We start from the raw sequence: 12545 nt of genomic DNA on the forward strand, positions 1-12545 counted from the left end.
ATTGATTCCGAGGGGTCAGTGATCATAGGCGGCCAGTGAGCGCAGGACTGGCTGTCCGGTGTGGTCGTCGTGCCAGATCGCGACGGTCAGCGCGAGGATGCGCTGCATGACGCAGACGGGCAATAGCCCTCCTCCACCAGCCAGGCGCGGGCCCGGCCGCGCTGTCGCTCATCGCTGAGCCGGTGGTACCGGCGCCAGGCGCGCTCGTCCCGGGCGAGGACGTCCTTGAAGCGTCGGAAGGCGCCCCGCCCGGTGATGGCGATCCGCAGCCGGTCGGCGAGGGCGACGTCGCCGAGCCCGTCGATGAACAGCTCCATGTCCCGGTAGCCGGCCCGGGAACCCAGAGCCGGCACGTACAGCCATCGCTCGGGATCATCCGCCTCCTCGACCCCGGCCCCAGTCTCCAACTCGTCGGTCAACCTCGGCCAGCACTCCCCGGTGGACAGATCGATCCGGCCACCCGTCTCAGCCAGGTCGCCCTCCAGCAGCATGGCCAGCATCTCCAGATCGACCGCGAGCGGGCGGAGGAGGGGGATCGCCGCATCTCCCATGGCCGTTCGCAACTGGTGTGCCAGTTCCTCGTCGCCCCGGAAGCCGCGTTCTTGGAGTTCGCCGATAAACGAGGCCGCCATCTCCGCAGCCCCCGGCAGGCCCCGCGCCGCGGCCCCGGCCACACAATCGCCGGCCAGCTGCAGCACCTCACGTACGGTTCCACGCTGCAACGCGGCAAGCAGCGCCACCCAGTCCTGAATGTGGAGCGCGCCTCGCACGGCTCGCAGCCCGTCCTCGTCCCATCCCTCGGCCACGGCTCCGACCGTAGCGCGCGCCACCGGGGACGTACGACGCCGGTCCGGTTTCCCCCGCCCGACGCCGTGGCCGGTGCCGGTCTCACTTGGCGTCTTCATGAGCAGGCGGTCATGCCCTGGTCAGCGGTGCCGCTTGCGGCCACTCTTGCCGGCGGTGCGCCGACGCTTCCGGGCGCGGCCGACCCGGGCGGCGGGAGTACGCAGTGCCCGGGCCGCGAGCTGCCCGAGCTCTTCGAGTCCGGCCCGGTCCGGGTGGGCCGATTGGCCAGGATTCCAAGGTCAACGAATGCAAGAAACCCCAGGTCAAAGGCCTGACCTGGAGGCGTTGCCCAGACGCAGAACCGTGCACGGATACCGACCGCGCTTGACAAGGTCGTACCCCGTAGTCCGGCTGAGGGACAACGCGCGGTTCGCCGTCTCCAGGTCCACGGCCGCAGGCAGCGCGAGCAGTTCCTCCCGCGTCAGCCCACGGGACGCATCGTCACGCCTGGTGATCACGGGGGATCTGAACCCCGTGAGGCAATCCGTCACTGCCTCCAGACAAGCCGCAACGCCGCAGAATCACCCCACTCAATAACAAGAGTTTTGTTAAAATGGCTCCATGGCCACCACCCTCGACTCCGCTCCCGGCGAAGGTCCCGTCCGCCCGGTCTCCGTCTCCCTCCACGAAGGCACCATCGCGGCGCTCAAGGCACGCACCGGCAAGCGCGGCATGTCCGCCTACGTCGAAGCCCTCATCCAGCGCCAACTGGAGCGCGACCAGCTGCGCGAACTCATCGAGGACGCCGAAGCCGAGCACGGCCCGGTCGACCAGGCTGCGGTCGATGCCAAGCGAGCGCTCCTGCGCGGCGACGCGGCCGGCTCGGCGGACGCCGCGTGAGCGGCACCCTCGTCCTGGACTGCGAAGGCCTGTCCAAGCTCGTACGACGCACACCCGAACTCACCGAGTGGCTCGCCGCCGCAGAAGCCGAGGACATCCGCGTCATCACCAGCTCCGTCACCCTCGTCGAAGCCCGCGACCCCAAGACCGACCAGGCCCGCTTCGACTACGCCGTCTCCCGCGTGAACATCATCCCGCCAACCGAAGCCATCGCCCGCCACGCCAGCAAGCTCCTCGCCGCAGCTGGCCTGCACGGCCACAAATACGCCCTCGACGCCATCGTCGCCGCCACCGCACTCACCTCACCTGCCCCGGTAACCGTCCTGACGTCAGACCCCGAGGATCTCCTGATGCTGTGCGGCCCCAGCGCCCGCGTGGTGAAAATCTGAACTGAGGTTTGCCTCGTAGCGTGGAGCCGTGACAGCAGGGGAAGTTGAGTGTCATGGCGGAGAAGCGTCGGAAGTTCACGGCGGAGTTTCGTGAGGGGTCGGTACGCATCGTGACGGAGACCGGGAAGCCGGCCCCCGAGACCGCGAAGGACCTGGGGATCAACGAGACGACCCTGGCGAGCTGGGTCTCGCGGGCGAAACGGGCCGAGAGGGCCAGGCCGGAGGTGAAGCTTCCCCTTGATCGTGGACACCTGGAGACTGGGACCTGAGGTTCCAGAGGAAGTAGCACCAGGTGGGAAGCAAGTACACGAAGCGGTACACCGAGGAGTTCAAGCGGGACGCGATCGCGCTCGTCGACTCCTCGGGCAAGACGGTCACTGCGGTGGCCCGGGAACTCGGCATCAGCTCGGAGTCCCTGCGTGGCTGGTACCGCCGGGCCAAGGCGGACCGGGGCGAGGGCGAGCCCGGTGAGCTGACCAGCGCCGAGCGCGAGGAACTCAAGCGGCTGCGCAAGGAGGTCCGCGAACAGCAGCAGACGATCGAGATCCTGAAAAAAAGCGACCGCCTTCTTCGTGAAGGAGAACGACCGGTGAGCGAGCTGTACCGGTTCATCCACGCGGAGAAGGCGAACTACCCGGTCGTTCTGCTGTGCCGGGTGCTGAAGGTCGCCCGCTCGTCGTACTACGCGTGGTGTGATGGCGAGGCGGCCCGCCGCGCCCGGGAGGCCGCGGACGACGCGCTCGGGCATGAGATCACGGTGCTGCACATCGCCTCCCGCCATACCTACGGTGTCCCGCGCATTCACGCTGAACTGCGACGCCTGGGGCAGCGGGTGAACCGCAAGCGTGTCGCCCGCGTGATGCGCGAGCGCGACATACCCGGCGTCACACGGCGCAAGCGCCGCTCGCTGACCCGGCCGGATGCGAAGGCGAAGCCGGCCCCGGACCTGATCGGCCGTGACTTCCACGCCGAGCGTCCCGGGATCAAGCTGGTCGGCGACATCACCTACCTGCCCACCGCCGAGGGCTGGCTCTACCTCGCCTGCTGGCTGGACCTGGCCACCCGCGAGGTCGTCGGCTATGCCATGGCCGATCACCACCGAGCCGACCTCGTCGTCGACGCCCTGGACATGGCCCATGGCCGGGGGAACCTGGAGCCGGGATGTGTGATCCACAGCGATCGCGGCAGCGAGTACACCTCGTCCCAATTCCGTGACCGAATAGAGGAGTTGAGACTCCGGCAGAGTTGCGGGCGGACTGGGTCATGTTTCGACAATGCCGCCGCGGAGGGCTTCTGGGCCCTCCTGAAGGAGGAGATCGGCACCCGGACCTGGCCCGACCGGGCGACCGCCCGCGCCGAGGTCTTCACCTTCATCGAGACCTTCTACAACCGCCGCCGCCTGCGCAAGCACAAAATCTTCGGCTACCTCACCCCGGCCGAGACCAGGCAACGACACCAGCACGCCCTTGCGGCGTAACGATCACGTGTCCGAGATCACGGGGAAACTTCAATTCAGTAGTTCTCGCCGAACGCGGCCCGCTGCCGCTTCTCCAGCCAGCCCCGGAACAATGCCGCCACCGGCGGCGCGGGCACCCCGCCCCGCTCGTAGGGGCCAGCCACGGAGGACAGCCAGGCCGGCATGAACTTCAGGGTCCAGCTCGGGGCCGTCTTGCGCATGTGCGTCGCGAACCCCTTCCAGATCTGTTTGCCGAGCACCGGAGCCAGTCGTCCGGTCAGCTCACGCTCCTCGTCCCCGGCGTGTTTGGCGAGCTGTTCGCGTACCCCCTCCGTCAGCTTCGCCAGCTCGGCCTCCACGCCGGGGGCCGTGCCCAGCCTGCGGCTGACGTCGTGCCAGCTGTGCAGCACCTTCGACAGTTCGTCGTGCTCGGTAGTCATCAGGGTGAGCGCCTCCTCGTCGGCGCCCAGCTGCCGCAGCCGCGGCCAGAGGAACTCGTCCTCACCCTCGTGGTGGTGTTCGATCAGCTGGAACAGCTTGTCGACGTACTCCCTGAGCGCAATGGCCTGTTCGGGGTTCGGCGACTTCGCCAGCTGTTCGGCGGTGCGGGCGACCCGGTCCAGGTCGCGCACCATCGCGCGATGGGCAAGCAGCATCGTCTGATGGGCAGAGTGCAGGGTGGCGAAGGACTGGGCCATGGCGCTCCTCGGAGAGTGGGCTTCGCGTTCGGTGAGCGGAAGTGCTCACCAAGCGTCTTCGGGGACGGACATGAGGATGGTGTCCAGCCGGTCCGCGATGGAACGTTCGGCAGTCACCAGCGGAAGCACCTCCTGGGCGAAGAATCTGGCAGTGGCAATCTTGCCCAGACAGAAAGCCTGTCGCGCTCGGATTGCGCCATCGCCGTCGGAGGGCAGCTGCGCCAGGACCGCCTCGGCGACCAGCGCCTGCCGCAGCAGCAGCCAGCCGATCAGCACGTCACCGGTGGCCATCAGCAGCCGGGTGGTGTTGCGGCCCACCTGGTACACGGTGGCCGGGTCCGTGAAGGACTCCAGCAGGTGCCCGACCATCGATTCCGCCATGCCCCGCAGGTCCTCCAGAGCCCGGCCGAGCAGCGCGCGTGCTTCGACGAGCGGGCCGTTCGAGCCGCCCTGCGCGGTATTCTCCACTTCGCTGAGCAGCGCGGCGAACGCCTTCCCTCCGTCGCGGGCCAGCTTGCGGAAGAAGAAGTCGAGGCCCTGGATCGCGGTGGTGCCCTCGTACAGGGTGTCGATCTTGGTGTCCCGGATGTACTGCTCCAGAGGAAGGTCCCGGATGTATCCGGCGCCGCCGAAGATCTGCAGGGCGTGGTTGAGTTGCTCGCAGGCGCGCTCGGAGCCATACCCCTTGACGACTGGGAGAAGCAGGTCGTTGAGGGCCTTCGCCGCGTCGTCGGCGGTGCCGGCGGCCTCCGCGGCGGCGATGCGGTCCTGGATGGTGGCGGTGTAGAGCACCAGGGCGCGCAGCCCCTCCGCGTAAGCCTTCTGCAGCAGGAGGACGCGGCGCACGTCGGGGTGGCGGATGATCGGCACGCGGGGGGCCTCACGGTCCGCCGCCAGGGCCAGGTCCGCGCCTTGGACGCGCTCGCGGGCATAGGCGACGGCGCCGAGGTGCGCCGTCGACAGGGTGGCCGCGGACTTGACACCGATGATCATCCGGGCCTGCTCGATGACCTGGAACATCTGCCTGATGCCGTTGTGGACGTCGCCCAGCAGCAGGCCGACCGCCGGCTGTTCGGCGCCGAAGGTCAGCTCGCATGTCGCCGACGCTTTCAGTCCCATCTTGTCCTCGAGGGCGGTGGCGTGAACACCATTGCGGGCGCCGAGCCGGCCGGTCTCATAGTCCTCCACATGGAACTTGGGCACCAGGAACAGCGAGAGTCCCTTCGTGCCGGGGCCGTGGCCCTCGGGGCGGGCGAGCACGAAGTGGACGATGTTCTCGGACAGGTCGTGCTCACCGGAGGTGATGAACCGTTTGACGCCCTCGATGTGCCAGGTGCCGTCGGGCTGCGGGACGGCCCGGGTGCGGCAGGCCCCGACGTCGCTGCCGGCCTCCGGTTCGGTGAGGACCATCGTCCCGCCCCATTCCTTCTCCACCATGAGCCGGGCGAGCCGCCGCTGCTGGGGGGTGCCGAGTCGGTCGAGGATCTGTGCGAAGCCCGCCAGCCCCTGGTGGAGGTAGACGGCCGGATTAGCGCCGAGCGCCAGTTCGGCGACGGCCCAGCGCAGGGACGGCGGCACCGCGGCTCCGCCCAGTGAGGCGGACAGGTCGAGGAGGTGCCAACCGCCGTCCATCCAGGCGCGGTACGCCCGCTTCAGGGATGCGGGGAGGGTGACGACCTTGGCCACCGGGTCGTAGACGGGCGGGTTGCGGTCCGCGTCGGTGAACGCGTCGGCCAGTTCACCGACGGCGAGCCGGGCCACCTCAGCCAGTACGGTCCGCGCGGTGCTCACGTCGGTGTCGGCGAAGGCGCCCTGGCCGTAGGTTTCGGCGCAACCCAGCACCTCGAAGAGGGTGAACTCCAGGTCCACCGGATTCGGCTGGTAATGGCCCATGGTCGGTGATCTCGCTCCCTGTCTGTGTAGGCGGCGCCGACTCTCAGCCAGCGGTGGCCGCGGGGCCGTCAAGCATGGTTCGCAGGGCGGTGGCGAGGCGTTCCACGTCGGGCTCCGTGCCCACGGTGATGCGGAGCCGGCCGGGCATGTCGAGCGCGTCGAGCGCGCGGACGAAGATGCGGTGCTCGGCGGCGAGGCGTGCGGCGAAGGCGGTGCTGTCGCACGGCGGCGGTACCTCCACCATCACGAAGTTGCTCGCGGACGGCGCGTGCGTGAGCCCCAGCGCGTCCAGCGACTTGCAGAGCAACTCGCGCACCCTGGCGTTCTCGGCGCGCACGCGCTCGAGGTGCTCCGGCTGCTCCAGCGCCCGCAAGACGGCCCGCTGGGCCTGCCGGTTGACGTTGAACGGCAGCGCGCCGGCGGTGGCGGACACCCGGGCGACGAGGTCGGCGGGGCCGATGACGACGCCCATGCGTACGGAGGCGAGGCCCCACGCCTTGGAGAACGTCCGCATCACCAGCGCCCGTCGGCCCTCGCGCACCGCCTGGAGGGCGAACTCATGGGCGGGTCCGGCGAAGTCGATGTAGGCCTCGTCGAAGACGACGACGACGCCGGCGTGTTCGGCGCGGTCGATGAGGTGCCGGACGGACGCACGGTCGAGGAGCGCGCCGGTCGGGTTGAGAGGGTTACAGACGAAGGTGAGGTCGGCGCCCGCGCCGATCCGGTCACCGAGTTCCCCGACGGGGAGATCGGCGCCGTCCAACGGGACGGTTACAGGGGTGCGGCCCACGGACGCGGCGGACACCACGTATCCAGGGAAGGTGGTCGCGGTGGTCACGACGGACGTGCCAGGTTCGCGCAGGAAGGTCAGTGAGGTGAGCAGCACCAGTTCGTCGGTGCCGTTGCCGACGGCGACCATGTCGGGGGCGACCCCGAAGTGGGCGGCCAGTGCCTCGCGAAGCTTCAGGCAGTCGGCGTCCGGGTAGCGGTTGAGGTGGCATGCGGACTCGTCGTGCACCGCGTCGACGGTGCCGGGCGGCGGGCCGTAGGGGTTTTCGTTGAGATGGAGCCGGAGGTGGTCTCCGCCGTCGACGATCCCGGTGTCGGCGAAGAAGCCCGGTGGCAGGACCTGCCCCTGGGACATGGAAATCCTTCCTCTCACGGGCCGGCCGGGCGGTGTGCGGTCCGGCCGACCGTCCGGCTCAGTCGAGCCAGACGCGGGCGATGGTCTTCAGCCGGTTCTCGTCCCGGCCGAGCAGGTTCCGGCAGCGAAACCGCTGGATCTTGCCGCTGGGTGTCCGGGGCAGGTGTCCGCGCTCCACGAAGACGCACTCGGAGAGCGCGATGCCGGCCTTCTCCAGGGCGACCCTGGCGGCGCGGTCGGCGATCGAGTGGAAGTCGTCGCTGCGGCGCGCCGGTTCGAGGAGCAGGACGAGCCGGGAGACGGGTGTGCCGGGCACCTCGACCAGCGCCGAGCAGCCCTTGCGGACCGGGCCGGTGTCCTCGATCGCCGACTCGATCTCACCGGTGTAGATGTTGCGGCCGCCGACCGAGATGAGGTCGTCGGCGCGGCCCACGAAGAACACCTCGCCGTCGTGGACGAACCCCACGTCGCCGGTGCGCAGTTCGCCGTCGCGGAAGCGTTCGGCGGTGCGCTGCGGATCCCCGTGGTAGCCGGTGGCCAGGCTGGGCGTGGCGACCAGCAGTTCGGAGACCTGGCCGGGCCGGTCGGTGCGGACCAGGACGCCGGGCAGGGGCGGGCCGTTGGACACCAGCCGGGTGGCGCCCGGGGCGTCCTCGGGGACCTCCACGACCCTGCCGTCGAGCAGGGCCGCCTCGTCGAAGCCGCGTACCGACGGCCGCTCGCCCAGCGGTGTGCTGGCGATGGCGAGCGTCGCCTCGGCCATGCCGTAGGCGGGCATGAACGCCTCCGGGGTCAGCCCGGAGGACCGGAACGTCTCGGCGGCGGCGTTCAGGGTGCCCCAGTCGACCCGTTCGGCGCCCACCACGAACACCTTCAGCCTGAGCGGCTTGGGCAGGACGCCCCGGCCCTGGGCCCGGGTGGCCAGGTGGAGGGCGGTGTTGGTGCCGGCCGTCATGGTCGCGCCGAACTCGGACATGTCACGGAACCATGTGCGTGGCGCCATGCCGAACCGCTCGGGCGTCGACAGTACGAAGTCGTGGTCGAACGCCCAGGCATGCAGCATCGTGCCGAACACGCCCATGTCATGCGAGAGCGGTAGCCAGGAGGCGATCGTCTCCTGGCCCGGGCGGCCGTCCGACATCTGTCTCAGCATGTGCAGTTGGGTGCTGATGGCGCGGACGCTGAGCTCGCAGCCCTTGGGCAGACTGGTGCTGCCGGATGAGTACTGGATGAACGCGGTGTCTTCGGTGCCGGGCGGCTCCGGGTCGATGCGCCCGTCGCGGTACAAGGACGTCCAGGTGAGCACCGGAAGTTGCGCGGCCAGCCCCTCCGGGACGAGGGGGCGCAGCCGCTCGTCGACGAGCAGGGCGGCCGGGTCGAGCCGCTCGCTGAGCACGCTCAGCTGGTGCCCGTACTCCTCGGGGGCCTGCCCGCGGGCCGGCAGCGGGAAGGAGGCGACGGCGCCGCCCGCCAGCCAGATGGCGAGCAGCCCGCGGACGGTGTGCGCGGAGTTGGTGAGCACGGTCGCGACCCGGGTACCGGGCCGCACCCCGGCGGCGCGCAGGGCGAGCGCCATGCCGTGCGCGTCCGCGACCACCTCGCTCCACGGCAGGTGCCCGAAGCCGTTCTCCTCCCAGTGGTGGAGGGTGCCATGCGACTCCCTCCTGAGCAGCAGGTCCCAGAGTCCGTCGTTCCTGGCCGCCACGGTCACTCCACGTCCACGAGCGAGATGTCGGAGCCGTCGCGGGAGCGCTCCGCCATCGGGACGATCTTCTGCTGGCCGTCCAAGAGTTCCTGCTTGCTGAGCGTGCTGCCGCTGACCCGGCTGATGCCGGCCTCGCGCATGGTCATGCGCTCGGGGTCGATGCGGATGACCTTCCAGGCCAGCCGGGTCTTCTCCAGCGTCCAGATGAAGATCGCAGAGATGTCCACCTCGTACCACTTCATCCCGTGCCGGGCGGAGCGAGGGAACGCGTGGTGGTTGTTGTGCCAGGCCTCACCGAAGGACGGAATGGCCAACCAGGCGACGTTGCGGGACTCGTCCGTGGTGGTGAAGCGGCGCCGGCCGAAGTAGTGGCCGATCGAGTTGACCGCGTACGTCATGTGGTTGATCAGGAAGATCCTGACCAGTCCGCCCCACAGGACGCCGGTGAGCATGGCCTGTACGGAGCCGCCGGTCACCGCGAAGGCGATCAGGCCGGGCAGCAGGACACCGGCGGCGGCGACGAGCAGGAAGTTCTCGCTCAGCCAGCGCATGGACTTCTCCCGGACCAGGTCCGGGCAGTAGCGAATCGGGTCCGAGCTGAGCTTCACGTTGAACAGCCAGCCGAGGTGGGCGTGCCACATGCCGGCGAGCGCGCCCTTGAAACCGGGCTCGAAGCCCAGGTGCGGGCTGTGCGGGTCGCCCTCCTTGTCGGCGACCCGGTGGTGCTTGCGGTGGTGGGCCGCCCAGATGATCGGCGGGCCCTGGCCCGCCGTCACACCGGCCGCGGCGAGCGCCACCCGTATCGGCTTGTAGGTCTCGAACGCGCGGTGCGTCAGCAGCCGGTGGTAGCCGGTCGAGATGCCGATGCCCGAGATCACGTACATGATCGCCGTGACCAGGACGTCGGTCCAGCCGAAGATGTGGTTCCACGCGAGCACCATGGCGGCGCCGAGCGCGAGCAGCGGTACCACGGAGACCACGAGCATGTACCAGCGATGTTCCCTGCCGTCCATATCCCCCTCTATCCCTCATTCTCTTGGTCCTGTGTGGTGCACTCGGCGCCGCCGGGGTGGGTCAGGCGCCCGAGGTCGTCTCCGGGTCGAACTCGGTGCGCAGCGCGGGCAGCACCAGTGCCAGCGCGGCGGCGCAGGCGCTGAGCACCGTGCCGACGAGGAAGGCCGAGTGGAAGCTCGCCAGCAGGGCGTCGGGCATCGCCGTGCCCGAGGCCACCTCGTCGTCGAGGGTGCTGCTGGCGAGTGCCGCCAGCACCGCGAGGCCGGTGGCGCCGCCGATCTGCTGGCCGGTGTTGAGGACGCCGGAGGCCGCTCCGGAGTCCGCCTTCGCCACGCCGCTCACCGCGGCAACCACCAGGGGCACCATCGCCAGGCCGTATCCGGCGGCGCACAGCAGCAGCGTGGGCAGGACGTCGGACACGTACGAGGCCTTGACGGGGGCGCCTGTCAGCAGTCCGAGGCCGACGGTGGCGGTGCCGAGCCCGACCAGGCACAGGATGCGGCTGCCGAGCCTCGGCATCAGTTGGATGGCGATGCCGGAGAACACCGCCATGGTCACGCCGAACGGCGCCCAGGACAGGCCGGCGCGCAGGGGCGACCACTCCTGGAGCACCTGCATGTACTGGGTCAGGAAGAAGAAGATCCCGTACAGGCCGGAGGCCGCGAGCAGCATCATCACGTTCGCCGCGGCGATCTGCCGACTGGCGAAGATGCCGAGCCGGATCAGCGGCTGGGAGGCGCGCAGTTCCCTGATGACGAAGCCGGCCAGCAGCAGGCCGGCGCCGATGAGTCCGGCCACGGTGGCGGTGGAGCCCCACGGCCGGTGGCTGGTGCTGATCACGGTGTAGACGAGAAGCAGCAGCGCGGAGGTGATGAGCAGGGCGCCGGTGGTGTCCGTCGACGTGCCCTTGGCCGGCGGCTCACGGTCGGCGAGCGCGGGCCGCAGGGCGAGTGCGAACAGCAGGATGCCGACCGGGATGTTGACAAAGAACACCCAGCGCCAGTCGATGATGTCGGTGATGACACCTCCGAGGAGCACGCCGGAGACCCCGGATATACCGGTGAGTCCGCCCCACACCCCGAGGGCCTTGCGGCGCTCCTTCGCCTCGGTGAAGAACGTGATCAGGATGGACAGGGCGGCCGGGCTGAGCAGTGCCGCGCCGAAACCCTGGGCGCCGCGCGACACGATCAGCATCTCGGGCGTGGTGGCAAGACCGCAGGCGAGCGAGGCCGCGGTGAAGACACCGAGACCGGCGAGAAACACCTTGCGCCGGCCGAAGAGGTCCGCGCACCGGCCGCCGAGCACGAGGAAGCCGCCGAACAGCAGCATGTACGCGTCGATGACCCAGGCCAGCGAGGCCTGTTCGAAGTCCAGCGCGGTGCGAATCGTCGGCAGCGCCATCGCGACGACGGTGTCGTCGATGATGACCATGAACTGCGCACCGCAGGTCACCGCGAGGACGAGGCCTGCCGCCTTGCCCGCCGATCCGGCCGTCGCGTTGTCCTTGGCCGTGGACGGGGCCGTTCCCCTGCCCATGCTTTCTCCCATTCGACGATCTCCCAGTGGGTGGTGGTTGGTGCTTGTGGGGGGATGCCACGCGGCCCACCGGACCGCGTGGGTCAGGAGGGGGTCGTCCGTGCCACGACCCGGTTGAGCCGGTCCATGCGGGTGGCGAGGCTCATCCGGCCCTCCAGTCGGAAGGCGGGCAGCCGTCGGCCGTCGACGTCGGTGAAGCCGTACTCGCCAGCGAGGTCGCCGACGGCGAGAACCTGGCCCGACCGCTCCCCCACGGCGGGGTCGGCTGCCAGGTGGGCGATGGCGCGGCCCACGTACTCCGGGGAGTGCACGACCGCGGCCGGGCCGTCGCCCAGCGCCTCCCAGGCCGCCTCCACCCGCTCGGTGCGCACGAACCCGGGGTGCAGGGAGAGTGCGGTGACGCGCTTCTTGCGCAGGTCGGCGGCGAAGGCCCTGCCGAGCCGGTCGTTGGCGGCCTTGAACACGTCGTACGCCGCCTGCCCGAGGTAGGTGTCGCCGTCGGTGAAGCCGATGCCGACGATCAGGCCGTTCAGGCGTTCGAACATCAGCGGGGTCAGCAGCCGGGTGATGTCGTACTGGGCGCGGAGCGACCCCTCGCACAGTTCGTACCGCCACATGGGCTGGTCCCAGTACGGGGCGTCGAAGCGGACGTCGGCGGAGCGCTCGTAGCCCGCCCAGGCGTTGTTCACCAGCAGGTCGAGGCCGCCGTGTTCGGCGCGGACACGGTCGGCGAGGGCCTGGTTGTCGTCGGTCGAGCGGTGATCGCAGCGCACCGCGACGCCGGTGCCGCCGCGGGCGGTGATTTCCTCGGCGGTATCGTCCACCGTGCCCGGCAGACCCTCGGTGCGGCCCTCTCCGCGGGTGCTGCGCCCGGTGACGTACACCGTGGCTCCCGCGTCGCCGAGGGCCAGGGCGATGCCGCGCCCCACGCCGCGGCTGGCGCCCGTGACCACCGCGACGGCGCCGGCCAGCCTGGGCGGCTTCCAATCCTCGTTCACGTGTGCGTCCTCTCTGGCTGAGCGGC

Annotated in this window: 13 protein-coding genes and 1 pseudogene; 4 read left to right on the plus strand and 10 right to left on the minus strand. The window is 70.0% G+C overall.

Annotated features, from left to right (window positions below):
* Positions 1–15 precede the first annotated feature (15 nt).
* From WBG99_RS15110 to WBG99_RS15120, 3 genes and pseudogenes are all read right to left on the minus strand, one after another.
* Positions 16–117: pseudogene (locus tag WBG99_RS15110) on the minus strand (IS982 family transposase); the annotation flags it as partial.
* Positions 87–806 (minus strand): UPF0158 family protein, encoded by a 720-nt coding sequence (locus tag WBG99_RS15115; protein ID WP_338896811.1) that lies wholly within the window; start codon positions 804–806, stop codon positions 87–89. The gene WBG99_RS15115 and the pseudogene WBG99_RS15110, both read right to left, overlap by 31 nt.
* A 303-nt stretch (positions 807–1109) precedes the next feature.
* On the minus strand, positions 1110–1301 hold the full coding sequence (locus WBG99_RS15120) for a hypothetical protein (RefSeq protein WP_338900358.1): 192 nt from the start codon (positions 1299–1301) through the stop codon (positions 1110–1112).
* 106 nt (positions 1302–1407) lie between these two features.
* Between WBG99_RS15120 and WBG99_RS15125 the strand changes: the two genes are divergently transcribed.
* From WBG99_RS15125 to WBG99_RS15140, 4 genes are read left to right on the plus strand one after another with little or no spacing between them, the layout of a single operon-like run.
* A complete protein-coding gene (locus WBG99_RS15125; RefSeq protein ID WP_338896812.1) occupies positions 1408–1686 on the plus strand; it encodes a hypothetical protein in 279 nt (92 codons plus the stop codon).
* Positions 1683–2075: a PIN domain-containing protein gene (locus WBG99_RS15130; RefSeq protein ID WP_338896813.1), complete on the plus strand. Its 393-nt coding sequence runs from the start codon at positions 1683–1685 to the stop codon at positions 2073–2075. The genes WBG99_RS15125 and WBG99_RS15130 overlap by 4 nt, the downstream gene beginning before the upstream one ends.
* Before the next feature lie 53 nt (positions 2076–2128).
* Positions 2129–2344 carry a transposase gene (locus WBG99_RS15135; protein WP_338896814.1) on the plus strand — a complete coding sequence of 72 codons (216 nt, stop codon included), beginning with the start codon at positions 2129–2131 and terminating at the stop codon, positions 2342–2344.
* A 23-nt stretch (positions 2345–2367) separates the two neighbouring features.
* Positions 2368–3552: an IS3 family transposase gene (locus tag WBG99_RS15140; protein WP_338896815.1), complete on the plus strand. Its 1185-nt coding sequence runs from the start codon at positions 2368–2370 to the stop codon at positions 3550–3552.
* 35 nt (positions 3553–3587) lie between these two features.
* On the opposite strand, the gene WBG99_RS15145 is transcribed toward WBG99_RS15140, so the two are convergent.
* From WBG99_RS15145 to WBG99_RS15175, 7 genes are all read right to left on the minus strand, one after another.
* Entirely contained in the window at positions 3588–4229 is a 642-nt protein-coding gene (locus WBG99_RS15145) for a hemerythrin domain-containing protein (RefSeq protein ID WP_338896816.1), read from the minus strand.
* A 45-nt stretch (positions 4230–4274) separates the two neighbouring features.
* A complete protein-coding gene (locus tag WBG99_RS15150) occupies positions 4275–6122 on the minus strand; it encodes an acyl-CoA dehydrogenase (protein WP_338896817.1) in 1848 nt (615 codons plus the stop codon).
* Positions 6123–6165: 43 nt separating this feature from the next.
* Entirely contained in the window at positions 6166–7266 is a 1101-nt protein-coding gene (locus WBG99_RS15155) for a histidinol-phosphate transaminase (protein WP_338896818.1), read from the minus strand.
* A 58-nt stretch (positions 7267–7324) separates the two neighbouring features.
* Positions 7325–8971, minus strand: a complete 1647-nt coding sequence (locus WBG99_RS15160) for an AMP-binding protein (protein WP_338896819.1) — start codon at positions 8969–8971, stop codon at positions 7325–7327.
* Positions 8972–8973: 2 nt separating this feature from the next.
* Positions 8974–9984 carry an acyl-CoA desaturase gene (locus WBG99_RS15165; RefSeq protein ID WP_338896820.1) on the minus strand — a complete coding sequence of 337 codons (1011 nt, stop codon included), beginning with the start codon at positions 9982–9984 and terminating at the stop codon, positions 8974–8976.
* 61 nt (positions 9985–10045) lie between these two features.
* Positions 10046–11521, minus strand: coding sequence for an MFS transporter (locus tag WBG99_RS15170; protein ID WP_338896821.1), 1476 nt, complete (start codon positions 11519–11521; stop codon positions 10046–10048).
* 83 nt (positions 11522–11604) lie between these two features.
* The gene (locus tag WBG99_RS15175) at positions 11605–12519 is read right to left on the minus strand and encodes an SDR family NAD(P)-dependent oxidoreductase (protein WP_338896822.1); all 915 of its coding nucleotides are present in this window, start codon (positions 12517–12519) and stop codon (positions 11605–11607) included.
* Between the last annotated feature and the right edge of the window lie 26 nt (positions 12520–12545).

Origin of the sequence: Streptomyces sp. TG1A-60 (assembly GCF_037201975.1) — a bacterium.
Classification (GTDB): domain Bacteria; phylum Actinomycetota; class Actinomycetes; order Streptomycetales; family Streptomycetaceae; genus Streptomyces.